Below are 24724 nucleotides of genomic sequence, written 5' to 3'. Positions count from 1 at the left end.
ACCTCATAATGTTTCACGCTCTTGTAGTGGTAAAGCCTCTTGCTGTTCCTGCTCCATAAAATGGATAAATTCATCATCAAAACCTTGAAGCACCTGCATGAATGCTGCACCACGGCTGGCCTGAATCGGGTGAATCACTAAATCACCCTGCGCATTTTTAAAGATTTGCACACGGTCACTGTTGAGACGCAATTCAGCAGGAATACGTACTGCCTGACTATTGCCATTTTTAAACACACGGGTAATATACTCGGTCACTGTACACACCAATTTATATTGAGTGTGTACAAAATAGCATATTATTTGACCAACTTAAACCCCATATTTCTCCCGATAATCCTGCATTTTAGCCAGATCATCACTACGGTTATTTTTCTTTAAATAATCCATCAAATCCTGCATGGTAATCAGCGCATGTACCGGAATATTCAGCTGCTTTTCCACTTCCTGAATGGCCGATAACTCCCCTTGTCCCTTTTCCTGACGATCCAGCGCCACCAGTACCCCTGCAATCGTTGCCCCGGCAGCTTGCAGAATATCCACCACTTCACGAATGGCCGTGCCCGCCGTAATCACATCATCAATAATCCATACGCGCTGGCCTTTCACATCCGCGCCCACCAGCATCCCACCTTCACCATGATCCTTGGCTTCCTTGCGGTTAAAGCCCCATGGAACATTCACGCCATGCTGCTGCCAAAGTGCCGATGCGGTTGCAGCCACAAACGGAATCCCCTTGTATGCCGGGCCAAAAATCACGCTCACGCTTTCGCAGTTCATCAGCTTGTCGGCATAACCACTGGCCAGCAGAGACAATGCTTCGCCATCATTGAGCAAACCAGCATTAAAAAAATAAGGGCTGATTCGACCGGATTTTAAAGTAAACTCACCAAACTTGAGCACACCACGCTTTAATGCCAGTTCGATCAATGCTTGAGGACTAAAAGGCTGAACAGATGACATGGCAGGCTCCTGTTTATTTAATTGGTTATTTAACAACGAAAGTTAAGGTATACAAGGTAATCAGCGCGCATGATAGCAAAGGATTTAGACACTGGGGCAAAAATGCTTCGGGTGGTGTCAATTAATGTAAATGGTTTACGCTCGGCCACGGCCAAGGGGTTTTTTCAGTGGCTGGAAAATTCAGGTGCCGACATTGTTTGCATGCAGGAGACCCGCTTGCAACCGCACCAGTGGCTGGAAGAACATAAACCTGCGGGCTGGCACATGCACCTGTGCCATGCCGAAAAACCCGGTTATTCAGGCACGGCCATTTATAGCCGCCATCCGTTTAGCAGTATTAATAATGGCTTGGGTTTTGATATTTGTGACACCCAAGGCCGTTTTACGGCTGCGGAGTTTCAAACCAGCGAAGGCAAAAATTTTGTAGTGGCATCGCTATATCTGCCATCCGGCTCCAGCGGTGATGACGCACAAGCGCGCAAAGATTTATTTTTACAGGAAATGCTGCTTCATTTCAGGCAATGGCGTGAACAAGGCAAGTCCATTATTGTTTGCGGTGATTACAACATTGTGCATAAAGAAATTGATATCAAGAACTGGAAAGGCAACCAGAAAAATTCCGGCGTCTTGCCACATGAACGCGCTTGGTTGGACACCTTATATGACGAATTAGGCTATGTGGATGCCTTTCGGGTTCATCGTCCAGATACGCACGAATACTCCTGGTGGTCTAATCGGGGGCAGGCCTGGGCCAATAATGTGGGCTGGCGCATTGATTACCATGTGGTGTCCCCGGACTGGCGCGACCGGGTCGCCAATGCCTTTATTTACCGGGACGAACGCTTTAGTGACCATGCGCCAGTTGTGATTGATTATGTGCTTTAAGTGAGTTTTCCGTAATTATTTCTTTTGTGACTGTGTTCACGCTTTGTAAGCCTGAGCGTACATAACATGACGTTAATTTACTATTTTCAAACAAACAATAAAAGCGCATTATTCTCTTACGGCACAGGGAAGTCGGTCAGGATGACCAGAAAGGAAGGACTGCCGTAGGATGGAAAGGTTTTGTAGTGTAGGACATTACAATACTGTATGGAAGCAAAGACAGGACGTTGACTTGAGACCCGCGCTATCAGGATGATATTGGCGCGGGTTTTCTCCATTTTGTCTGAATGTGCTTTTGCCTTTTCAGTTTTTATCATCCTTTTTTATGGCCACATAACAAATTAGTAAAGCCACTATGTTCCCCAATAAATCTCACCGCATACTCTATAGCTTGTTGACAGTCTTATTACTAGTCTGTGTTGGCACGTTTACCTATCTGGGCTTTTTTAATAATAAACAAAATTCAAGTATCATTTATGAATACGATCTGGGTAAAGAAGCCTGCTATATTTTAGGCCCCAACCAGCAGGAGAAATATGTGTCCTGTAGCATGGTTAAACTGTCCAGAAATTAATCACTGTCTTTTAAGATCGTAAATCACTGTCTAGCTTTATATTCATTGGATTTGTGCAAGCACAATTGACTATGATGTGCTGCCTGCTTATTGAGGATAGGTCATGTTAACGGTTTACGGTATTAAAAATTGCAGCACCATGAAAAAAGCCTTTGAGCAGCTAGATACTCAGCAGTTGGGCTATGAATTTCATGATTATAAAAAACACGGCATTGATTTAAACACGCTTGAACATTGGGCCAGCCGTGTCGGCCTTGATGCCTTACTTAATAAAAAAGGCACCACTTGGCGCAAGTTTAACCCCGAGCAACAGGCTGCTATTTTATCCAGCCCACAGCACACGCTTCAGGCTTTACAGGACAACCCCAGCATGATCAAACGGCCAGTGCTGGTTAGCAGGGAGCAAATTCTGGTAGGTTTTGATCCAGCCAGTTACGCGACATTGGCAGGTTAAAGATAAGCGTTAAATCCGCTGCTTTTAATCGCTCATTACTGACATTGCTGTGGCAAATTAACTTTAGCAATATATTGCCCGCTACAGTCCCAGACAATGGTATCGCCTACTTACACCACTGGCTTAAAGATAAGTGCACTTTCCCGAGAACCTGAGCCTGTTAACACCACATTAATCTGGCCTGTTTGATCATCAATCTCAATGGCCTTTACAGCTTGCGGCAAAGTTTGGGTCAGGTCTGTGTCCAGCATACTGGATGGAAACTGATGATGGCGCTGATAATAATGATCCACCGCACTGGTGGCTTTTTGGCCCAGTGTCGCAGCCTGCGTCGTTTTGGCACGCATTGCATAATTGTTATAAGCCGGAATCGCGATGGCTGCCAATACACCGATCATCACCACAAAAGAAATAAAAACAATAATAATGATAAACAGATTACTGGTGCCGCCTCGGGTACTTAATATGCCGTATAAACGATGCGGATGGCTGGTATGCTGCCTAGCGTTGGCAATGACCTGCCGACAGTGATTATAGTACAACGCATCAGCATATAATGGTGGTACAAACCACAAACCTACCATGAGTGCCAGATATAACAGCCCGGCAATTGGTGCACCGGCACTACCCATAATCCCGGCAGCAATACCAACAATAATTAAGGCCACGTAAGGCAATACAAAATACAGCAAGGCATTACGCCACATCTTGCGATACAGCATCCAGTAAAACGTAACAAAAAAGGCAGGCCAGTGCCAGCTTGGCCTCCCCTGGCCTTCCCGATCAAATTCAAGAAATTTCTTTAAATAATAATTCTGATTACTGCCAATGACTGCCTGATACTGCTCTTTTCTGGACAACGATTTATAGCATATATCAGACTGCATCAATGAGGAGGCAGGCATAGATGGCTGTACAATTGCTGGCTCATCATCAATAAGAAAATGTTTTAATTCGCTGCCACAGCCCACGCAATAGCGCGCCACCAGATTATTCTGGGCACGACATTCACTGCAAAACATGAGTTATCCCCCAACTCAATTTTTTGTGTTATATCGACTGCGTCTATTAGTTGATACGTTATGGATGCATGTCGATTATTTTGAGACTAGATTAGTCAAAAAATGGGCAAATGAAAAGGGAGATTCAGATGAAAAAGAGGGAAAATTTCTCTCTTTTATATCTTAGAATTTAATTCTGCGATATAAAAATAAATACATTAGCAAGCTTATTTCTTTGTCCTTCTAAGCCATCTATCGGTAAAAAATATTGCTCTAGATCAGACTTACCAATTTCAAATTTTTATCTTTATTTTTAATTGTAATTTAATTAAGCTGGAAAAAATATTTATTAGGAAAACCACTATCTGTTCCAAAAAATTCCTTACTATTAAAATATTTATACTCACTATTATATCTTTTATAAAGGCTAGTGTATCTAAATTAACTTTCTTGGGATGAAATTATATTTTTATACTTTCTTTATCTTCAACAAATTTATCCATACAATATTGACTTAAAGAACCTATAGTATAATTATTAAATTTATTAATTCTATCCTTATAGAACCCATCTAATACATTACTTGTATTAAATAAGTAAAAATTATAAATTTAATTTGCTTCTTCATTTAGAATATATTCCCCCATCTTGGACGACTATCTGTGATTCTAATTTAGTGGTATTATAACCAAATACTAATCTACTCTTCTTTTTTCCCAGAAATACAAGTACAGAAACCACTGAATGGATCAATTGTATTTTTTTGCGATTTACTTGATACTTTATTATCATTTCTAGAATCAACCAAAAATTCACTTTAATAATTTATATTAATTAAAGTTTCTTCTTTAAAAGCTGAGAACTTTCACTTAATTTAAAGTAACTTTACTTCCATTAAAATATATATTTTGGCTACCATCTACTTTAAACGACTTAACAGCACCTAACAACTTTGTTTTAAATAAGCCCTTTAAAAAATAAGATAAATATATAGTATTTTGCTCACTATCTCCTTCACTATATCTAACAATATATAAAGTTCTATTATCAATGGAGGCATTAATATAAGTTGTATCAAATCCTCTTTCATTTACAAGAAACCGAAGCTCACTATTTACATTATTATTTGATATTTCTTTTAGTTCATCATTAGTAAGAACACTTTCCTTACATTTTATTCCATTACATAAAAAATTTTTATTTTCAAACAAAATTGGAAAAGCTCCTTGTTCATGTTTTATATCTTTTTTCTTTTGCATTTTTTTAAAATAAATTTTATTGTTTAAATTAAATGTATAACATTCATTCTCAACATTTATATTATTATCTTTATATGAAAATGTTGTTCCTGATAAACAGACATTTTTATTATTTTGACTAAATTTAATAATAGGAGGCTCTGTTGTGATCTCTTCTAATCTATCATCCACAAAATAACCTACAGACTGCTCTAAGGGATATACTTTTTTCGTTGTAGGATCCAATACAACAAAGTATTTAACTTTTCTAGGTACGCCCTTTCCTGTATCTCTTTCTTGATCAATTATTAAAGCAACTTTATTCTGAGCAAAGTTTACTTTTTTGATTAATGAATTATTATAAATTTTTAAATAATTATCTGAACAAAAATTAATATATGCTTGTTCGAATTCACACTTAGCAACATCTTCTCGTGTAATAGAAGTATTAACAAATTTTTTGTTTTCAACATCAAGATTTTGATTATTCTCTTTAGAGAAACCACAACTTGATATTACTAAATTAATAGAAAGTATTATTACTGTCTTCAAAAATTTCATTTAAAATTTCCTATTTACTTAAATGAATTGCTTTAATTTTTTCAAAAATGGCTCTTACTTTAGCTGTTGAATGGCTATTAGCTTTATTTGTAGCTGATTGATGATATCCGATAGTACCATCCGATATATTACCAAATTTATTCTTTTTACCTTTAGGGAGAGCGATTGACGCCCATTCTTTTGAAGCATCTGTCATTGCTTGATCAACTGTAGTACTACCATTTTCAATAAGAGCTTTAATTGAAGGTCTATTCAACAATAAATATTCTCTAAAAACCTTCTCTTGCATATCACTGTCATATAATTCTCCACCAGATAATCCTAATGCTGCTTTGGCAGCTGAAAGCGTTTTTGGAATTGTTTGATATTTTCCAGTTGCAAAACGCCTACGCTCATCCTTCCAAGTATAATCTTTTGAAGCATCTAGTAATTGATTAATGGTCTTACCGGTTATCGTTCCAACCCTATCATTCATTTTACCAAATTTAACTTTTTTCCCTTCTGGTGCTCCAGCATTCCAAGCTTCATAACTTCCTTCGCCGCTGGCAATAGCATTACCTAGTTCTTTTACTAATTCAACTATACTTTTATTATTACTTACTGGAGAATTTGAATTAGGTACTTTTCCACTACAACTAAGAATAGTAATTTTACTTTTTTTACAAAACTCGCTCAGAGTACCATTAACTATTTTTTCAACGTTCGTACCATAATATGCTAATTCTTCTACTTTTAAGTTCTCATACCATAAGATATCAAAATGTACCCAACCTGTAGCCCCTTGTCCTCTAGATTCTAAAAATATACGATTTCCACCTCTCATTCCTGTAGGAGCTGCATTCATATATTTCATAAATATTTTTTCCCTAACAATATTAAGCTTAGTACTATCACTAATTAGAACATCAAGAGCAGCACCACTCATATGATTCACTGTCTGACGAGATTGTCTATTTGAATTATGCCCTGCATTATTTTCAATACATCGGTAACCAGAACTTATACCTGTAATTTTTACACCTAAATCTTTTTCTTTTTCTAAGTAAAAATGAGCCGCCTTTAAAATCCACATTGTAGATCTATACATTCCAGGTGCCTCAACGCCTAAAATCTTATATTGTTTTTTTCTACTAGCCCCAAAACCTTTACATTGAGCACCGCCGCCAAACTTTGAACAAGGGCATGCTATAGATTCCATATACTTTTGAATCGGGTATTTCTGGTTAAATTCATCTAAAGCAGAGATGACACTTCCACAAATCTTGCCCGTTTCAGCTACCCCCATATAATCACGTTGAAATTGTTTGATGCATTTTGCTGTTAGCTCAGTGAACTCATCTGTGGGTAAAGCCCCGCCAAATCCTGCTAATCGAATATTAATTTCTCGTATTAGCTCACTTTTACCGCTAGAAATACATTGGGGATTGGTTTTACATAAGTTGGGTGCCTCGGCCTTAGGAGTACCTCCTTCCTCACTGCGATCATCGGTAGTAAAAATGTTTCCTAAAGCCTCAGCTCCATCTAAAAGTGCCTTTTTACCTTCTTCATATTTTTCCTCAAGAGTTTGTTTAGCTGCTTCATATTTCTTCTCGAGCTCTTGTTTTGTTGCGTGAATATCAATATCGAAGATTGAACCAGATGAATCAGAATTAGGTTTCGCTTGTTTATTGTTCTTTGGAGAGGGTGCTGGAGATTGAGCTGGCTTCGGTTTTATTGGATTAGCTGGTTTTGTCTGCTTCGTTCTATCATGATGTGCATGATTACCGCTTGCAGGAATATTTACAGGCAATTTAATAGTTTGGCCGATGCTAATTTTATCAGGGTTGTCAATACTATTGAGTCTTTCTAAAGCGCGTACCGTTGTATGATTTTGCTGAGCTATACTGGTCAAGGTTTCGCCTTTTTTAACGATGTGTGTCTTTCTCTTATATTTTCCACTATTACCCTGATTCGTTACGGTGTTTAAATCTAGAAGCACTTTTGGACTAGTAATTTTTACCAGCATGCGGTCTTTTGACAATATGAAACTCTGAATTTTTACCATTGTTCCGTTAAACATACTTTTTATGTAGACATCTAAAATGGTTCCTTTATCTCGACTAATCTCAACAATGCAACCTTTAGAGTTAGTTATTCCTTCTGCAATAAGTTGTCCGGTTTTTTGATTTTTTACATTGTATTGTGCCTTTGGTATAGGGTTACCAAATAAGTCTACAATTTGAATAGTAGCTAATGACTTTTTATTCATTGCTTTAACCCTTATTATTCCTATATATGCTGGCTAATCATTAGTATCTAAATTATCGATAAAATCTTCAGCATCGAAACCATCTATAGATAAACCCCAATTATCATTAGAACCTATTAATACTTGTACCTTTGACGGATCTGCTGTAGTAATCTTCGCAGTACGGCCATGTTCATCTACTTGCCCAGAAAGCAATACATTGGTTTCTGGTATAAATGCTTTATAACTTAACTTGCTAAAATCACTTTCCCAGAACAGGTCATAAATATCTAAGCGATTACTAAATATAGGGGTATTGGCAAGTTTGGGAAGTTCATATGAAACCTTCGCTCCACCCTCAAACACATGCTGTCCAGCCTTACATTCAAACTTTCCACCGGTCTTTATAAATACACCACTACCATTAATAATGAGCTGCGAACCACCAGCCGTGAGTACAATCTCCTTGGGGCTGGTCAGTTCTATTTTTTCTTCGGTAGAAATGAGTTTAATCACTTTGCGGGCAATGGCCTCCAACGCATCATCCTGTGCCTGCAGTTCAATTTTGCCCTTGGCAGCAAATGCCTTGATGCCTTTCTGGGCAGCAAACAGACTGATTTTATCCTGAGCATGGCCAATGATATTTTTCTGGGCGCTGAGATTGATTGAGCCATTGGCACTACTGGATATATCCTGGGATGCCTGCAAGATGATATTTTCAGGGGTAGTCAAGGCAATGCCATTGGGTGAGGCCAGCAGCATCACTGCCTGCCTGAAGATTTTACCCTGCTCCTGCTGACTGGCATCTGCACTTTGTTCCAGCTTTTGGGTATGGCTTTCCATAAAGCTTTGAAGCTGACCAAGTGCTTTGGTCGGGGTAATATCATTACTACCACCGCCAAAGCTGCCGCAGACATTAATAAAATCTTCTGAATTAATATCAATATCCCTTAAAACGGCGCCAACGTCTTTCAGGGTTTGCAAGGGATTAGTTTTGATATTTTGCTTTAAGCTGGCTAGCCGTGCACTAATGGTTTCTGTGCCATGATTTTCAAGCGTTTCAATAAAGCCTTTGAGGTTTTCAACGGCTTCTGCTGCATTATTAAAATACTGGTTAAATTCGTCAACAATACCGCTGACATTATCCTGAATGGCACCAATATCATTGATGAAGCCGCCGCAATCTTTGAGCGCCATTAAGGGGTCATTATTTAAGCCGTTTTTAAATAAATTCAGGGTGGTATTTAAGGCATGGTTGCTGCTTTTAAGCTCCAGTGATTCAATAAAACGTGGCAGGCGATGAATGACATCCAGTGCATCAGCTTGCTGTTTTAGGGCAATTTCACTGAGCATTTTCATGCTTTCATGGCCTTGTGCCAGTAAGGACTGCGCTTCTGCTGCGGCCAGATGGTCAGAAATAGCCTGTTCCTGCGCATAGGTAGAGATCAGCATGCCTTTGCCTGCCCGTACTGCGCCCCAGGCATCGGTTCTTAATTCAAAGCCTTCGCCACGGCCTGCGCTGGTTTCAGATTCCTTTGGATGGCTTAAATTGCCCAGATTCAGTTGACTGGCGCCATGACTGCTATGCAACTGGGCACTAATTTGACCAGTGGTATCGTCAAACCGTAACTGGTTAAAGCCGCTACCGCCCACTTCTTGTGAGCGAATGCCACTTAAGCGCTTGGTATCAGGCAACTGGCCTTTAACATCAAACCGGGTGGGATGGCGCTGTGCTTCATGGATACGGCCAGTCACGAAAGGCCGGTCAATATTGCCATCAAAGAAATCCACTACCACCATTTCACCAATACGAGGCAGAAACCGCGCGCCATAGCCCTCGCCAGCCCACGGGGTTAACACATCAACCCAGGCAGAATCCTGATCACTATTACTACTGCCTGCGCCGCCACTGTGCTGGTGGTCTTCCATGCGGGTAAACAGGAACTGAACTTTAATACGGCCCCATGCATCCACATGGATAGTTTCAGATTCCGGGCCAACTACCCGGGCGCGTTGCGGATAGGCTGCCGGGCGGTGATGTAGCGGGTTGTACTCGGGTTTGACAGGAATACTACGGCGGATCAAGGTCAGCTGATTGCCCTGCCGTTCATCCTGCTGTTTTTCAGGGTAGTGCCAGTGATTGTGTAGCAGTAGCGAGGTGATTTGCTGTTTTAAGTCCTTGGGCAAATTATTCTGGTTATAAAACTGTCTGGCAGTAATTAAAAATTCCCGCTCACTGTCTACATGCCCATCAATTTCAGGATGACGGTTTAGCGTAAACCAGTAGCCCGTTTGACTATCACGTACGCTGCTGAAGGCAGTAAATTGCTTGGCCTGGCTGTCATGTTGCTCACGCAGGTTGCGGTTGAGCTTTTCCAGCTGGGCATTGCCTGACGGGGTAGCACCATCTTCACCCTTCAAATCCTGTACCCAAGCTGGACTAATCGCCCAGGCCTGCTCCAGGCTCAAGCTGGCGCTAGCCTGGTTTTCACTATGCTGATGCGGACTGACAACACTGCCAGCACCTGTTTCTGTTTCCAGATGCTGTGCCTGCCAGTGTTGTACCTGTACTGCATTGGGTTGTAGCGTACGTATCGCAGTCAGGTGGGTAATATGGTCATACTGTTCCGTGGCACTGCTCTGATGATAATCGATGATCTGACGCTGTAAGGCAGAATAATGCCGGTTGTCATCAATCAGGCGCAGGCGTTGTGGTTCTAGCAGACTGGCATCACTGGACAAATAGCTGGTTTCATCAATTAGCCAGTTAATCCCTTCACTGCGCCAGAGCCGGGTTAGAAAGTCATAATCCGATTCATTGGACTGCATGACAAAGGGCCGGATATCATAATTTTGAGTTAAACCTTGCACATCAAGCGTCAGGCTGGCAGCAAACAATGGGCTTTTGGCTTGCCACTCAGCACATAGAATCTGGCTGATCTCGACCACAGTTTTGTTCATGAATACCCGGCTATTGCGCCGCTTGTGCCAAAGACTGGTTGTGTCCTGCAGCGTGAGCTTGTAAGGGGTTAATGCCCCATCACTATCGCCAGCACTAACCCCGGTAATAATGCCCGAGGTACGATGCCACAATCCGGTATCCGTTAATTGCGCGACCACGACCTGACTGCCAATAAACTGTTTTAAGGCAATATAAGGGTTATGTGAAAGGCATAAGAGTTCAGCACTTAAGCCTTCATTGATCACATGACGGCCTTCTATGCGCTGCAAAAATACCTGTGGATTGAGTCCAGCATTGGAAAATTGAATTCGAAGCGCACGGTGCTGCGGATCTAAAGTCCACTGAACCAGTGCATTAAATAGGCTCATCATTGAAATTATTATGGTGCTTTGTAAAATTTTGCGAATTCTAATAGACCACTCGGTCTATGTATTGTAGCTTTTTGTATTCGCTTTTTATTTTACTAAATTTATATACATTATCATTTGTTTTTTATAATATTTTTTATTAATTTTAAGTTAATCTAAATAAAATATTCTTATTTATCATTTACTGGTTTTTTACCACAATCTTGCTTGGTTAACGTGATGCAATTGCCTTTTTTAACTCTAAATGCGCTTTAGTTTAAGAACCGTCCTAACTCACGAACAAACTTGATAGGTTCATCCAATAACGGGGTATGGCCGGATTTTTGAAACTCCACCACATGTGCTGGCTGCATTTTGTCGCTAATCACACGCTGACCACAGGCATGATACAAAGGTGACTGCATCCCAATCATTACGGTGGTTGGAATTTGCCATCGCCCCAGAATTTCACGGTAGTCGTGTTGCCCAGCCATATAAGCATTCAAATACAAACGGATATCTTCCAGCCTTGATAGCGCAATAACATGCGGCATCAGTACAGGCAGTTGTGCAGACAGATTAAACACATGCTTGATTAGCGGCTTGCCCAGCATGGTTTCAAAAATTTCCCCCAGAACAGCCACTGCCTGACGCCGGGTAGCATAGGGCAACTGCTGTAACAACAAGTGGTTTTCAAACGGCGCAATAATATCCAGCATGTGCTGAAACTGACTAAATAATTGCGCCTGCTGCGTGCCAAACAATCCATAATTCCAGTCTGGCCGATTTCTCACACAAGGTGACTGGTCAATGTGCAAATAACGGCGTACCTGTGCAAACTCAGGGCTATGCTGCAAATGCAATGCTGTACTGGCTCCCAGCGAATAACCCACCAGATAAAAATCTTTTAAGTCAACATGATGGATAACATCCAGCACATCCTGCGCATGGTTTTCAAAAACATCCGGTTGATTCAGGCGCAGTGCCTTTGACTTGCCAAAACCCCGAAAATCCGGCATGTAAAATTTAAAATGCCGGATAAAAGGCAAAATAAAGGGTAGCCACTGGCTGCTTTGCATGCCCAGTCCATGCAGCATCAATACTGGCTGGCCTTGCCCAACCACACGGACGTACAATAGTTGCTGGTCACGCGTCATGACTGTTGGCATAATCCTGCTCCTGCTTACATCCGAATTAATGGCTAAGGTCTTGTCATTGAGTAAGATGTCGTCATCCGGCTACTTTGCACGATTGAGCAAATACGCGCCAAAGCCAAAACAAATTACAATTGGTAACAGGACAAACCATGCAGGTGACGGTGAATACACCAGGCTGGCATAGCTTAAAAAGTCTTGCAAATAGCGAAAGCCCAATCCAATAAACAGGGCTATTACTAACCGAAAACCGATAGACTGCTGGCGTAGCGGCCCAAAAATAAATGAGCAGGCAATCACTACCAGCGAAATCAGGGCAAATGGGGCGGCAATTTTTTGCCATAGCGCCAGCACATAGGGTTTTGGCACTTGCGCGCTGGCTGACAAATAGCGCATGTACTCAATCAGCTGGGTAGGTGCCAGATCGTCCGGTGCTACTGTAACGGTCTGGACAAAGCGCGGTTGCAAACCCAATGGCAGGTTTAGATGATTGTTATGAATTAGTTTGGCACTGCCATCCGGCTGAATCTGGATTTGATTTACACTCTCCAGTTGCCACTGCTGGTTTTGCATAAATTCACCCGTTTGGGCAGTCAGCGTCTGGGTAATACGGTATTTTTCGTTCAGGTCAATTACTTCAACCTGCTTAAGCTGGCCCATTGAATTGGCATAGTTCACATAAATATAGCGATTGCCTTCACGGGTCCAGTAGCCATGTACCTCACCAATTTTAACTGACTGACCGCCCTGCTTCTGGATAGCACGTGCCTGTTCGTTGGTATAGGGCAAAATCCATTGGCTTAAGGCAAATGAAACAATCACTAGCACTAAGGCAGGCCATAACACCCAGCTCACAATACGCCACAGGCTGATCCCTACTGAGCGCATAACAATCAGTTCACTACTGGACGCTAAGGACCCTAAACCAATAACCGCACCCATTAGGCCGGCAATGGGCAGGATGTCATACAAAAACTTGGGAGCCTGCCACAAAATATAAGTAAACGCATTTAAGGCACTGTAGCCTTCCTTTAATTCACCCAGCTCGGCAATATAGGAAAACAGCATAAACAGAATCAATAGTATGATTGCTGCACCTAGCATCGCCAAGCCGGATGTTTTAATGACATGCCGAGCTAACATTAGAATTGATGTCATGTCCGGGCCGCCTCCTTGATGCGTTTGGCAGCCTGTGGTGACAGTCGCTGCCGCCGTGACAGAAGCAAGCCCACCACAAGATAAATGACCAGCACCAGCGGATAACCCCACAAACCCAGCTGGTCTTTGGTAATACGGGTTTTAACTGCTATTAAAGCCACAATCAGGCTGGCAAAAATCAGAATGGCAGGTATCAAGCGGTAATAGCGCCCCTGCCGTGGATTCACCTGCGACAAGGGGAGCGCCAGAATTAATGCCAGCGCCATCACCCATGGCGCACTCAAGCGCCAGCCAAACTCACTTCTGACCACCGGTTCATCCAGGCGCTTGGTCAGTGCTGTCATGCTCATGGCTTCTACCCGCTGGGTGCCAAGCTCAGGATCACTTTCATGCTCAATGCGCAAACGGTAAGTAGCAAATTCAGCATGGGTGTATTCAGGCTTGCCGGGATAAATTTCATAGCGGCGGCCACGGGTCAGGTCGACAACGCTGGCACGATTCGTTGGATCAACCACGCGGGTTGCCCGTTCAGCCATAATCAGCATGTCCGGTTTGTTGGGTTGCTCACTGTGTTCATAAAAGAAAATATCCTGTAAATCACGGCGGTCATCCGACAGGGAACCAGCATAAATTGTATAGCGTCCATTTGAGATAAATTCTCGGGGTTGCACCAAATCAAATGCACTACGAACAGCTTGGGTAGCGTACAACTGATCAAACTTGCGGTTACCCCAGGGAGTAATCTGGATGACCAGCGCGGCTTCGGCTACAATCAGTAGTAGTGTCATGGGAATTAGTAATACACCCAGACTATCACGACTCACGCCGCTACTGTTAAGCACCGCCATTTCATGGTCAACATACAGGCGGCCAAACACCAGCATCAGGCCCACAAAAAAACCTAGTGGTAACGTCAGAGTTAAAAATTCCGGCAAGCGAAAAGCAATAATAGTAAATAGTACACTGGCATCCAGACGGCCCTGTGCTGCTGTTCCAAAATACTTGATCAGCCGTCCACCTAATAATATGAGTGTACACAGGCTAAGTGTAACAGCACTGGTGCTAAGAACCTGACGAACCAAATAACGACGAATGATCAAAAGGGCTATCCACAGTAAACCCAAAAGGGTGATGACAAAGGGCTATTACAAAATGCCAAGTTTAAGTACTTATACCTTAAAAAAATAGTACGTGGCGTATCAATTTAGGCTGTTCAAGTCTAGCAGGACAGTGTTTTAATGGAATACTGCTTCGCCACGATGATGCAAGGTCAATACATGAAACTGAATTTACAGAACAAACTTTTACCAACCTCAGACACAACCACTGGCAGTACCGCCAATAGTAATGCCACGCTGGTATTAATTCTGGATCAGGAAACACTGGTACAGTCACACGACCAGCTACCCAGTGATGTGCAACAGCAACTCTCCACCCAGATTGAGCGTGCCCAGTTCAAGGCCAAACTGGGCGAAACCCTGCCAGTTTATCAGTTAAATAATACTGATTTTTCCCAGGTTTTGCTGGTGGGTGCTGGCGCGTTGGAAAAGATGACTGCCGGACAGGCGCAAACACTGGCTACTAGTATTTATAAGGCATTGGCCAACCGGACGGCGCAAGCAGTGATTTCACTGGATGCACTGGCTGACCAGACCATTGAGCCATTTGTACTGGCGTTGAGTAATGCCGCCTACCGCTTTGATACTTATAAGAGTAAAAAATCTGAAACCATTCTGGACAGCATTGTCTTGCACAGTACCCGTGCTAATGAACTGCAATCCCGTATTGATTACCTGCAAGCTGTGGCAAAGGGCCAGTCACTGGCCAAGGATGTAGGCAATCAGCCTGCCAATGTGTGCCATCCTGAATATATGGCAGAGCAAGCCTTACAACTGGCACAGCAATACCCCGATCTGCTGAATGTTTCCGTGCTGGATGAAGCAGCCATGCAGGAACTGGGCATGAATGCATTGCTGGCAGTAAGCAAAGGTTCCGAGCGTGAAGCGCGTTTGGTGATTCTGGAATATAAAGGCAAGCCGGATGATTTTCAGTCGGATTCAGGCAAACCTGTGGTGCTGGTGGGCAAAGGAATTACCTTTGATACTGGCGGTATTTCGATCAAGCCAGCTGCTGGCATGGATGAAATGAAGTTTGACATGTGTGGTGCAGCATCGGTACTAGGTACGCTGCAAGCCCTGTGTGAAGCCAGACTGCCCATCAATGTGGTGGGAACACTGGTGTGTGCCGAAAACATGCCCTCTGGCCGCGCGACCCGCCCGGGTGATATTGTCACCACCATGAGCGGGCAAACGGTTGAAATCTTAAATACCGATGCTGAAGGTCGTCTGGTGCTGTGCGATGCCCTGACCTATATCAAGCGCTTTAATCCGGATACTGTAATTGATATTGCTACCTTAACGGGCGCCTGCGTGGTTGCACTGGGCAAGGTACTGGCTGGCTTGTTTAGTCCGGATAATGAACTGGCCACTGAGCTGCTGGAAGCTGGTCAGCAATCGCATGACCGGGTATGGCGCATGCCAGTGATTGATGACTATCAGGAACTGCTGGACTCCCCGATTGCCGATATGGGCAACATTGGTGGGCCTTACGGCGGTGCCATTACTGCTGCGTGTTTCCTGCAACGCTTTACCAAGGAATATCGCTGGGCGCATCTGGATATTGCCGGGGTAGCATGGCTATCGGGCAGCAATAAAGGTGCAACAGGTCGTCCAGTGCCATTGCTGATGCAATTCCTGCGTACGCGTAGTCAAGCCAGTCAGAGTCAGAACGTACAGTAAGTGATAACACATGGCTGATGTTGGGTTTTATCTTATCCAAAGCCAGATCCGGCAGGTCGATCTGGCCTGCCGGATTTGCCGCAAGAGCATTCAGACTGCCCAGCAGCCCCTGCTGGTCAAGTTTGATGATCTGGATGCCATGCAACAGTTTGATGCCTTGCTGTGGCAATTTGACCCGGCCAGCTTTGTGGCCCATGACATCGACAGCTTGCACTCACCCATTTGCCTGAGCCTGACTTTGCCGGAACAGTTTAAGGGCGACTGCCTGAATCTTGGTCAGGCAATTGTTGATCCACAGCGATTTGGTCGTGTGCTGGAAATAATTGAAAATACAGACGCTGCCAAAGCCGTAGGTCGTGAACGTTTTAAGGCTTACCGTGCATTAGGCATTGAACCAGTGACTTATCAGGTGTAGCTTATTGCTGACATGGATGAAAATGCAGATCAAGTATTCTAATCCATTGCAATTGATGTATTTAAAATCGGTTAGTTTTTGGGAAAAATTATGGCGTTAAATGTGGGCCGTGACTTCCAGATGCGTTGGTTGGCAGCGCCAGAAGCGGTGCGCCAGCAGGTTTTTAGTGAACTGGACAGTATTTGCCAGTTGCTGGAAGTGGAAACTGACTTTAACCAGTGGCAAATTGCCGATGCACAGCGTGAGCAACAGCATCAGGCACTGGTTAAAGCCGCGCTGGAAGAACAGCAACGCCAGCAGGAACTGGAACGTCAGCGCGCCGAGCAACTGGCCCGTGAAAAAGCCGAAGCCGAAGAAAAAGAGCGCCAGCGGCAGGAACAGCTCGCGCGCGAGCAGGCAGAAGCTGATCGCTTAAGGCTGGAACAAGAACAGCGTGAGCTAGAGCAACAACGTGAACAGCAACGCCTTGCCCAGGAACAACTGGCGCGCCAGCAGGCAGAAGAAGCTGAACGTGAACGGCTGGCCAAAGAAGCTGCCGAGCGTGAAGCACAAGAGCAGCAACGACTGGCTGAGCAAGCCAGACAAGAACAAGCTGAGCTGCAACGGCTAGAGCAGGAACAACGCCTGCTGGAAGAACAGCGCCTTGCTGAACAACAAGCTGCCAAACTCAGGCAGGAACAGCGTCAACAGGAACAGGCTGCACAGCTATTACAACAACATACCAGTCAGGTGCAGGCGCTTAAGGATGCGCTGTGGCTGGAAGCGGAAATTTATATTGAAGAAACCTTGCAGCAGTTGAGTGAGCGCTTAAAACAGCAAGCCAAAATTGAAATTGAGCAGATTATGAGTGAGCAATAACCTCGCTTTCCCTTTATTTTCAATATCTTAATAAGCAACAGCCTTAACTTAATAAGGCTGTTGTAGCTGTTCTAGTAGGCCTTTGGAATATAGAATTTACAATCAGGAATCTGCTTTTGAAGTGTAGTATATTTTTCAAGCAGTTCGTTACGTGGCTTTTTCTCAGTTTCATTAACAAATGACCGAAAAGCAAGACGTTGTTCTCTAAACTTTGATTCCAGCTGATTACAGTCCTGCCTATTCTTTATTGCTGTTTTCGCTTCATTGTCAGTAATTTTAATGTATTTATTTTCCCTGATTCGCAAGCTGTTTCCGTCCTCAGATAAACTAAAGGGAATGACTGTTAAACCATTATTGACACCTAGTTGATTATCTTTTTGCTCAAGAACCATTTCTTTTTTATTTTGGCCTGATAAATTAGCAGCACTTAAAACATCTTCATTGACCAAATAGGTATCCTTAGCTTCTTTACGAATTTCCAATATTTTAGAATAGCTGGTATCTTCTAATTTCCAGTATCCAATATATTTATCATAAGGCTTGGAACAGGCTGTTAATGCTAAAGTAATCAGGGTTATAAAAAATATTCTCATCATTTCCTCATCTTTAATTAAATTATTAAGGCTTAAAAAGGTGCCTAACCTATATGTTTTTTAATCACAACATATTTGAGTTTTAAGTCAGCTAAAAATAGCGATTAGAAGTATTTATTATTCATTTAGCCCATATTTATTAGGCTGGGACTATGGAAAAGCTGGAATATCTAATATTGGGTTAACGCAGAAACCCATTCTCTGCAAGAAAGCTCATATCAATGGTACTTTTGGCCGTGGCCTGTGCAGCTTTATCGCCCAGTAACAAGCGCTCCAGATAACGCGCCAGTACGTCTACTTCCAGATTGACCTTGCTGCCGACTTTCCATTCCTTAATTGTGGTTTGCTCAGCCGTATGCGGTACTAAATTGAGGCTCAGCAAAGCGCCATTTAAATGATTAATGGTCAGGCTAATGCCATCTACGGTAATGGAGCCTTTTTCTGCCAGATATTTGGCCAGCTCATCCGGTGCCTTAACTTCGAAATACAGCGAGCGGGCATCTTTACGTACCAGGGTAATTTCACCCAGCCCATCCACATGCCCACTGACCAGATGGCCTCCCAGACGTGTGGTGGGTAACAGGGCTTTTTCAAGGTTAACCAGTGTACCCGTTTTCCATTGCAGCAAGGTGGTGCGGCGAATGGTTTCCAGTGAGACATCAGCCGCATACCAGTTCTTGCCAAAATCAATCACAGTCAGGCAGACACCGCTGGTGGCAATTGAATCACCCAGTTTGACATCGCCCATGTCCAGTCCGGCAGCATCAATCACCAGACGCACATCACCCGCCGTCTGGCTGGACGATAATACTTTTCCTACGGCTTCAATGATGCCTGTAAACATAGCGCGCTATCTTTCACTGCAATTAAACTGGCGCTGATTATACCCAATCATGGGGCAAAAGCCATGTCACAAACTAACCTCAAAAATATCGCCACAAAACATCGGGTAACTTTTGCCAAACCAGTTCATGAGCCTGAAAAACGCAGGCTAGATGGCTTAGCGGGCCACCTGATTGCATTCGGCCAATTCATCTGAATTAGCATTCCATGCCTTGCCTGCACTATTCTTGTAATAGCTAATTTTGCCGACCCGTGTGACCAGATTCTGGCAGGAGTCCATGGACAACTCAGTGCCCCACGGCCCAGTCAGGCTGCAACTTTTGCCATTGCATTGCCAAGTGATTACCGGGCCGCCCTCAATGGGAACCGTGACTTTGCCCTGATGATTACTGCCAGCTGTCCAGGTGGTGGCAAAGCTTAAGGGCGCCAGCAATAGCAGGCAGGTGGTTAGCGCAATTTTTTTAAGACGTGTTTGCATCATTTTTCCTTATTGTCATGTTTAATAAGGATTAACCCGACTTCTACTTAAACAGGTGGGCCTTTAATATCCTAATGCAGCCTGAGGCTGTTTAATATTTTAAAATGTGAGCAATTATTTTAATGATTCAGGTGCAATCAAACATGCTTACCACAGTGCCAGTTGCGTACTTGGCCCAGAGGTGTCCACGCCACCCAGCTCGGCAAAGTGATAAAGCTGACCCAGCAATTGATTGAGGGGTGGCCCTGACTTGGCCTGTGTATCGGTAATTACAATAAACTCAAGGGTACGCGCGCGCTCGGACTGACGCTGCTTGCTCACCCGGTAGCGCGGTACATCCTGTGTCAGCAAAGTCACACGGCCGCGATCCAGATTGGCCTTGAGCAAATCCTTGGGTGCAATATTGCCATCGGTGCTGTAGCTGGTCAGGATAAAGCGGGAATTTAGGGTTGCCACCAGTTCCTGATAGGCCTCGGTAGCATACTTGGCCGAATTGTAGGGGCTGGGGCGTTCCTTACGCCATGCGCGGTCGATGCCACTTTTAAAGCCCGGTGTATCAGGGGTGGGTAAATCCACCTGATCCCACAGGGTGAGTGCATTGAGCACATGATAATTGCTGCTATAGGCATGCTGGTTATATGGCGGATCCAGATAGGCAATATCAACCTTAAACGACGACATTTGTTTGGCCAGATACTGGGCATCCACGCACCACATTTCAGCGGCTAACTGGCCGGGCGTGCCAATGGGGCAAAAGCGGCTAGGTGTAAGCCACAGCAGGGAGTCAATACGTTCCAGCGCGGTCTGGGTTTTGCCACCCCAGCCCTGATGGAAACTTTTAAAGACACCACTGGTATTGCTAACAAAACTGGCTGAATAGAGTAATGGTGCCAGCAATGCACTCATTTCCAGTGGCGTAATCAGGCCCTGATGCTGCCATTGCATAATCTGGTTGCGGATGGCATCAATGCGCATGCCATTGCGGCGCTTAAAGAACAGCCGGTCACGCGCCGGATCATAAAAATCATCATCGCGCGGGGACAGGTTGCGGGTGACCCAGCCCACCTGTTCCGGCAAGCTGTTGAGTTGGTCAATCGCTGCCTGATAGCCGCCCAGGCCTGCAAAGTCCGGCGCTTCCACACAGGCCAGCAAGGCATGGTTCAACGCATGGCTATACGGTTCCCAGTCATTGGCAATTACGCGGTAGCCATTTTGCCGGGCCAGTCGTGACACCACGCCACTGCCGGCAAACAGGTCTGCAAAAATAGGCGGCTTGCCGTTTTTACTGCTTTTACTATTCAGGGTGCCGGTTTGTTCCAGTGCTGCCAGAATCAGGTGCAGCAGACGACGCTTGTTGCCCAGATAAGGCACCAGCTGATGAAACAGGTAATCATCGGTGGTTCGCGCAGCGTGGCGACGCTTGTGATACACATTGGCTTCAGTATTCATCACTCTACGCTATTGGGTTAGAACGTCTCATTGAAACATGAACTGGTTAAGGGGCAACAGGGCTTAGAATCAGGCGCACATCCTGCCCGACCTGAGTCAGCTCCTGCAATTGTAGCCGATATTGCTCGCGCATTTGCGACAAAGATACATTAAACATGGCACGCGCATCACAACCCAGCAAGGTCGGCGCCAGATATACAATCAGCTCATCCACCAGACCCTGCCGCAAAAATTCGCCAGCCAGCGTTGGCCCGGCTTCTACCAGCACCTCATAAATTTGTTTTTGATTTTTTAATTCATTCAGTAATTGTGCCAGAGCCATGTCCGGCCAGTGTTCAACCGCTGGTGCCACTTTCGGCTGGGTACCAACCAACAGCAACTTTTCAGGATGGTTTAACAGCTGGGCCTGTTGCGGAAAACGGCTTTGCCGATCCAGAACCACCCGTAAGGGCTGCACCACGTTTTCAATGGGAAAATCACTGGATAATTGGCGGACATTTAAGGCCGGATCATCCGCTAGTACGGTGTTAATGCCAGTAATCACCGCGCCACTCAGGGCACGCCAGTGCTGCACATCCAGCCGGGCGGCCTCACCGGTAATCCATTTGGATTCACCCGATGCCATCGCAGTACGGCCATCCAGACTGGCGGCCATTTTCAGGCGCACATAGGGTCGCCCGCCAGCCATGACTTGCAGGAAACCCTTGTTTAAGGCGCGTGCTTCAGCTTCTAGCACGCCCACTCTAGTGCCAATCCCTGCTGCTTCCAGAATAGCCTGCCCTTTGCCTGCCACCAGTGGATTGGGATCAAGGCTTGCCATTACCACATGGCTAACCCCTGCCTCTACCAGTGCATTGGCACACGGTGGTGTGCGGCCATAATGCGCACAGGGTTCCAGCGTCACATACGCTATTGCACCCTGCGCCTGCTCACCAGCCTGTCTTAAGGCAAACACTTCGGCATGTGGCTGGCCTGCTTGGGGATGAAAGCCCTCACCCACAATCTGCCCATCCTTAACAATCACACAGCCCACGTTGGGATTAGGCTTGGTGCTGTACTGCCCCTGTTTGGCCAGTTCAATGGCACGCTGCATATAAAGGGGGTTAATCATGGTTTCTGACTGTCTTTACTAAGCTTTTCTGATACTGGCTTTTCTAATGTTGGTTTTTCCAGACTGGCTTTCTCAAGCATATTTCTGGCAATGCCGGTTTGCTCCATGCCCATTTGCTCAATTTCACGCTTAAAGGCATCTACATCCTGAAAATCCCGGTACACCGAGGCAAACCGCACATAGGCCACATGATCCAGGTCATACAGTGACTGCATGACAATTTCGCCAATCTTGCGCGAGGTCACATCCCGTTCTCCAAGTCGGCGCAAATGCTGGCCAATATCCAGCAGGGTGGCTTCAATCTGGTCCTGACTCACCGGGCGTTTTTGCAGCGCCAGTGTCAGTGAATGTCGCAGTTTTTCCTCATTAAAAGGTTCATTGCGCCCGTTGGACTTAATCACCCGTGGCATGACTACATCGTAGGACTCAAAAGTGGTAAAGCGGTCACCGCAGGCCACACATTCACGACGACGACGGATTTGCCGGCCCTCGGCAGCCAGCCGCGAATCAATCACCTTACTATCGGGAGCATTGCAAAACGGACAGTGCATGGTGCTAGCATTTGAAAAATTGATGGGTCAGTGTAGCAAAAATATGCATTTTTAATAAGTATAAAAAAACGGCCTGCTAGAGACCGTTTTTATCTTTGAACCCATATAACGACACGTTACTCTACACGTTCGCCATGCTGGGTAATATCCAGACCTTCGCGTTCCTGTTCTTCATTCACACGCAGGCCAATGATGACATCTACAATCTTCAGCAGGATAAAGGTCACGACACCACTATAAATAATGGTAGCCAGTACGCCTTCTGCCTGAATCCACAGTTGCTTGCCCAGTGATGGCAACTCAAGACCAGCGGCAGCAATGACTTCACTGTTAACACATACGGCTGTCAGCATAGCACCGACAATACCACCAACCGCATGCAGGCCAAAGGCATCCAGTGCATCATCTGCTTTGAGCATGCGCTTGAGGGAAGTGGTACCCCAGAAGCATACCACACCACCAATCAGACCCATGATCAGCGCGCCACCGACACCGACAAAACCGGCAGCAGGGGTAATCACCACCAGACCGGCCACAGCGCCGGATGCACCACCCAGTACAGAGGCCTTGCCACGCACAAAACGCTCAGCAATCAGCCAGGCAAACGCAGCAGCAGCAGCAGCAACCTGAGTCACCAGAATCGCCATGCTGGCACGGCTGCCAGCGCCCAGTGCGCTACCGCCGTTAAAGCCAAACCAGCCCACCCACAGCAAACTTGCACCAATTACGGTTAAGGTGAGGTTGTGCGGTGCCATGGCTTCCTTACCAAAGCCAATGCGCTTGCCCAGTACATAGGCAGCAACCAGGCCAGCTACACCCGAATTAATATGCACTACAGTACCACCCGCAAAATCCAGCGCACCGGCATCAAACAACCAGCCGCCAGCCGCCCAGACCCAATGCGTAATCGGTGCATAAACCGCAATTACCCACAGGGCAATAAACAGCATGAATGCAGAGTACTTCATACGGTCAGCCACCGAACCACTTAAAATGGCTACGGTAATAATGGCAAAGGTCATCTGGAAAATCACAAACAGGCTTTCAGGAATCGTACCGCTTAAGGCATCAAATGCTACGCCGTTGAGCAGAACCTTGCCCAGATTGCCGATATAGGCACCTTCGCCGGAAAAAGCCAGTGAATAGCCCACAATCACCCAGATCAGGCTAACCAGTATGGTGGCAGACAGGCTATACATCATGGTGCTGAGTACGTTTTTCTTGCGCACCATGCCGCCGTAGAATAGCGCCAGACCCGGAATGGTCATCAGCAGTACCAGCGCCGTTGAGGTCAGAATCCATGCCGTATCACCAGTAACCACCTTGGGCGCTGCTTCTGCCGCAGGCGCAGCCTCTTCAGTAGCCGATACTGTTTGTTCAGCCGCTGCAGCTACCGGAACATTTGCATTGTCCGGTGCTGTGGCCATGGTGATATTATCACTGGTGGCAGGTGCAGCTGTTTCTGTGGTTGCAGTTGCTGTCGTTGCATCTTGTGTAACAGCTTCTGGCATCGTTGCAGGCGCTTCTGCCCATACACTTGCTGATGTTAGAAGTGCACTGGATAACCCCAGCGCAAGTAACATGTGTTTCATTGTGTCTTCCCCCAACACAGGATCAATGCGTTATTTTGGTTACAGCAAAGTCCATGCCATGATTGTAGTCTGTACTAAACTGCATCCGGTCCGGTTTCGCCAGTACGAATACGGATCACCTGCTCCAGATTGCTGACAAAAATCTTGCCGTCACCAATCTTGCCAGTGCTGGCAACACGGGTAATAGCTTCAATGACTGCATCGACCATGTCGTCGCGCACGGCAATATCAATTTTTACTTTTGGCAAAAAATCAACCACATATTCAGCGCCACGATACAGTTCGGTATGGCCTTTCTGACGACCAAACCCCTTGACTTCAGTGACAGTAATACCCTGCACACCTATTTCCGATAATGCCTCGCGAACATCGTCAAGTTTAAAAGGCTTAACCACAGCGGTTACAAGTTTCATTTCAAAAGACCTCAGGTAAATAACCAGTAATTTCCATGTTCAAAAAACGTGCCAACAGCATCAATTGTGGGGGAAACAAAAAAGGCCGCTGACGCGACC

The 24724-nt window shown here is 45.0% G+C and carries 21 protein-coding genes and 1 pseudogene; 5 read left to right on the top strand and 17 right to left on the bottom strand.

The annotated features are described in order from the left end of the window. Positions 1 to 3 precede the first annotated feature (3 nt). Positions 4 to 258 carry an antitoxin gene (locus Q337_RS0111535; RefSeq protein WP_026471718.1) on the bottom strand — a complete coding sequence of 85 codons (255 nt, stop codon included), beginning with the start codon at positions 256 to 258 and terminating at the stop codon, positions 4 to 6. A gap of 54 nt (positions 259 to 312) precedes the next feature. Further along, a complete protein-coding gene (pyrE, locus tag Q337_RS0111530; protein ID WP_026471717.1) occupies positions 313 to 963 on the bottom strand; it encodes an orotate phosphoribosyltransferase in 651 nt (216 codons plus the stop codon). Between the two features lie 69 nt (positions 964 to 1032). Between pyrE and Q337_RS0111525 the strand changes: the two genes are divergently transcribed. Continuing rightward, positions 1033 to 1848 (top strand): exodeoxyribonuclease III, encoded by an 816-nt coding sequence (locus tag Q337_RS0111525; protein WP_026471716.1) that lies wholly within the window; start codon positions 1033 to 1035, stop codon positions 1846 to 1848. A gap of 677 nt (positions 1849 to 2525) precedes the next feature. Further along, entirely contained in the window at positions 2526 to 2876 is a 351-nt protein-coding gene (locus Q337_RS0111520) for an arsenate reductase (RefSeq protein WP_026471715.1), read from the top strand. A gap of 110 nt (positions 2877 to 2986) precedes the next feature. On the opposite strand, the gene Q337_RS0111515 is transcribed toward Q337_RS0111520, so the two are convergent. The 7 genes from Q337_RS0111515 to lptF all read right to left on the bottom strand — a co-directional run bounded on the left by Q337_RS0111515 (position 2987) and on the right by lptF (position 14624). Continuing rightward, complete coding sequence (locus Q337_RS0111515) at positions 2987 to 3898, bottom strand: DUF2628 domain-containing protein (RefSeq protein WP_026471714.1); 912 nt, start codon at positions 3896 to 3898, stop codon at positions 2987 to 2989. 848 nt (positions 3899 to 4746) lie between these two features. After that, complete coding sequence (locus tag Q337_RS0111505) at positions 4747 to 5676, bottom strand: hypothetical protein (RefSeq protein WP_026471713.1); 930 nt, start codon at positions 5674 to 5676, stop codon at positions 4747 to 4749. A 10-nt stretch (positions 5677 to 5686) separates the two neighbouring features. After that, on the bottom strand, positions 5687 to 7924 hold the full coding sequence (locus Q337_RS0111500; RefSeq protein ID WP_026471712.1) for a LysM peptidoglycan-binding domain-containing protein: 2238 nt from the start codon (positions 7922 to 7924) through the stop codon (positions 5687 to 5689). A gap of 33 nt (positions 7925 to 7957) precedes the next feature. Beyond that, on the bottom strand, positions 7958 to 11236 hold the full coding sequence (locus Q337_RS0111495; protein ID WP_051526828.1) for a type VI secretion system Vgr family protein: 3279 nt from the start codon (positions 11234 to 11236) through the stop codon (positions 7958 to 7960). A gap of 248 nt (positions 11237 to 11484) precedes the next feature. Beyond that, entirely contained in the window at positions 11485 to 12381 is an 897-nt protein-coding gene (locus Q337_RS0111490; RefSeq protein WP_026471710.1) for an alpha/beta fold hydrolase, read from the bottom strand. Positions 12382 to 12450: 69 nt separating this feature from the next. Beyond that, positions 12451 to 13524 carry an LPS export ABC transporter permease LptG gene (gene lptG, locus Q337_RS0111485; protein WP_026471709.1) on the bottom strand — a complete coding sequence of 358 codons (1074 nt, stop codon included), beginning with the start codon at positions 13522 to 13524 and terminating at the stop codon, positions 12451 to 12453. After that, complete coding sequence (lptF, locus tag Q337_RS0111480; protein WP_026471708.1) at positions 13521 to 14624, bottom strand: LPS export ABC transporter permease LptF; 1104 nt, start codon at positions 14622 to 14624, stop codon at positions 13521 to 13523. Before lptF ends, lptG begins: the two co-directional genes overlap by 4 nt. Positions 14625 to 14801: 177 nt before the next feature. Between lptF and Q337_RS0111475 the strand changes: the two genes are divergently transcribed. The 3 genes from Q337_RS0111475 to Q337_RS17595 all read left to right on the top strand — a co-directional run bounded on the left by Q337_RS0111475 (position 14802) and on the right by Q337_RS17595 (position 17595). Continuing rightward, the gene (locus Q337_RS0111475) at positions 14802 to 16322 is read left to right on the top strand and encodes a leucyl aminopeptidase (RefSeq protein WP_026471707.1); all 1521 of its coding nucleotides are present in this window, start codon (positions 14802 to 14804) and stop codon (positions 16320 to 16322) included. Between the two features lie 10 nt (positions 16323 to 16332). Continuing rightward, positions 16333 to 16737, top strand: a complete 405-nt coding sequence (locus Q337_RS0111470) for a DNA polymerase III subunit chi (protein ID WP_026471706.1) — start codon at positions 16333 to 16335, stop codon at positions 16735 to 16737. Positions 16738 to 16827: 90 nt separating this feature from the next. After that, positions 16828 to 17595 carry a coiled-coil domain-containing protein gene (locus tag Q337_RS17595; protein WP_034280178.1) on the top strand — a complete coding sequence of 256 codons (768 nt, stop codon included), beginning with the start codon at positions 16828 to 16830 and terminating at the stop codon, positions 17593 to 17595. Between the two features lie 71 nt (positions 17596 to 17666). Here Q337_RS17595 and Q337_RS0111460 read toward each other — a convergent pair whose 3' ends face one another. The 8 genes and pseudogenes from Q337_RS0111460 to glnK form a co-directional block, all read right to left on the bottom strand. Further along, complete coding sequence (locus Q337_RS0111460) at positions 17667 to 18191, bottom strand: hypothetical protein (RefSeq protein ID WP_228133126.1); 525 nt, start codon at positions 18189 to 18191, stop codon at positions 17667 to 17669. A gap of 178 nt (positions 18192 to 18369) precedes the next feature. Next, on the bottom strand, positions 18370 to 19032 hold the full coding sequence (locus tag Q337_RS0111455; protein ID WP_026471704.1) for a riboflavin synthase: 663 nt from the start codon (positions 19030 to 19032) through the stop codon (positions 18370 to 18372). A 156-nt stretch (positions 19033 to 19188) separates the two neighbouring features. Then, positions 19189 to 19509, bottom strand: coding sequence for a hypothetical protein (locus tag Q337_RS0111450; protein WP_156935786.1), 321 nt, complete (start codon positions 19507 to 19509; stop codon positions 19189 to 19191). A gap of 147 nt (positions 19510 to 19656) precedes the next feature. Next, a complete protein-coding gene (locus Q337_RS0111445; RefSeq protein ID WP_026471702.1) occupies positions 19657 to 20958 on the bottom strand; it encodes a DNA adenine methylase in 1302 nt (433 codons plus the stop codon). Between the two features lie 46 nt (positions 20959 to 21004). Continuing rightward, a complete protein-coding gene (gene ribD / locus Q337_RS0111440; RefSeq protein WP_026471701.1) occupies positions 21005 to 22069 on the bottom strand; it encodes a bifunctional diaminohydroxyphosphoribosylaminopyrimidine deaminase/5-amino-6-(5-phosphoribosylamino)uracil reductase RibD in 1065 nt (354 codons plus the stop codon). A 110-nt stretch (positions 22070 to 22179) separates the two neighbouring features. Next, positions 22180 to 22620: pseudogene (gene nrdR, locus Q337_RS17590) on the bottom strand (transcriptional regulator NrdR); the annotation flags it as partial. A gap of 116 nt (positions 22621 to 22736) precedes the next feature. Next, on the bottom strand, positions 22737 to 24212 hold the full coding sequence (locus tag Q337_RS0111430; protein WP_026471700.1) for an ammonium transporter: 1476 nt from the start codon (positions 24210 to 24212) through the stop codon (positions 22737 to 22739). 74 nt (positions 24213 to 24286) lie between these two features. Next, a complete protein-coding gene (gene glnK / locus Q337_RS0111425; protein WP_026471699.1) occupies positions 24287 to 24625 on the bottom strand; it encodes a P-II family nitrogen regulator in 339 nt (112 codons plus the stop codon). Between the last annotated feature and the right edge of the window lie 99 nt (positions 24626 to 24724).

This window comes from Alkanindiges illinoisensis DSM 15370, from assembly GCF_000619845.1.
Taxonomy (GTDB): domain Bacteria; phylum Pseudomonadota; class Gammaproteobacteria; order Pseudomonadales; family Moraxellaceae; genus Alkanindiges; species Alkanindiges illinoisensis.
Note: the sequence above shows the minus strand (reverse complement) of the source record. Positions and strands in the feature narration are given on the sequence as shown.

Coding starts and splice junctions, on each gene's coding strand:
- pyrE (WP_026471717.1), bottom strand. CDS start 963: ATGTCATCTGTTCAGCCTTTTAGTCCTCAAGCATTGATCGAACTGGCA.
- Q337_RS0111525 (WP_026471716.1), top strand. CDS start 1,033: ATGATAGCAAAGGATTTAGACACTGGGGCAAAAATGCTTCGGGTGGTG.
- Q337_RS0111520 (WP_026471715.1), top strand. CDS start 2,526: ATGTTAACGGTTTACGGTATTAAAAATTGCAGCACCATGAAAAAAGCC.
- Q337_RS0111515 (WP_026471714.1), bottom strand. CDS start 3,898: ATGTTTTGCAGTGAATGTCGTGCCCAGAATAATCTGGTGGCGCGCTAT.
- Q337_RS0111505 (WP_026471713.1), bottom strand. CDS start 5,676: ATGAAATTTTTGAAGACAGTAATAATACTTTCTATTAATTTAGTAATA.
- Q337_RS0111500 (WP_026471712.1), bottom strand. CDS start 7,924: ATGAATAAAAAGTCATTAGCTACTATTCAAATTGTAGACTTATTTGGT.
- Q337_RS0111495 (WP_051526828.1), bottom strand. CDS start 11,236: ATGATGAGCCTATTTAATGCACTGGTTCAGTGGACTTTAGATCCGCAG.
- Q337_RS0111490 (WP_026471710.1), bottom strand. CDS start 12,381: ATGCCAACAGTCATGACGCGTGACCAGCAACTATTGTACGTCCGTGTG.
- lptG (WP_026471709.1), bottom strand. CDS start 13,524: ATGACATCAATTCTAATGTTAGCTCGGCATGTCATTAAAACATCCGGC.
- Q337_RS0111475 (WP_026471707.1), top strand. CDS start 14,802: ATGAAACTGAATTTACAGAACAAACTTTTACCAACCTCAGACACAACC.
- Q337_RS0111470 (WP_026471706.1), top strand. CDS start 16,333: ATGGCTGATGTTGGGTTTTATCTTATCCAAAGCCAGATCCGGCAGGTC.
- Q337_RS17595 (WP_034280178.1), top strand. CDS start 16,828: ATGGCGTTAAATGTGGGCCGTGACTTCCAGATGCGTTGGTTGGCAGCG.
- Q337_RS0111460 (WP_228133126.1), bottom strand. CDS start 18,191: ATGATGAGAATATTTTTTATAACCCTGATTACTTTAGCATTAACAGCC.
- Q337_RS0111455 (WP_026471704.1), bottom strand. CDS start 19,032: ATGTTTACAGGCATCATTGAAGCCGTAGGAAAAGTATTATCGTCCAGC.
- Q337_RS0111450 (WP_156935786.1), bottom strand. CDS start 19,509: ATGCAAACACGTCTTAAAAAAATTGCGCTAACCACCTGCCTGCTATTG.
- Q337_RS0111445 (WP_026471702.1), bottom strand. CDS start 20,958: ATGAATACTGAAGCCAATGTGTATCACAAGCGTCGCCACGCTGCGCGA.
- ribD (WP_026471701.1), bottom strand. CDS start 22,069: ATGATTAACCCCCTTTATATGCAGCGTGCCATTGAACTGGCCAAACAG.
- Q337_RS0111430 (WP_026471700.1), bottom strand. CDS start 24,212: ATGAAACACATGTTACTTGCGCTGGGGTTATCCAGTGCACTTCTAACA.
- glnK (WP_026471699.1), bottom strand. CDS start 24,625: ATGAAACTTGTAACCGCTGTGGTTAAGCCTTTTAAACTTGACGATGTT.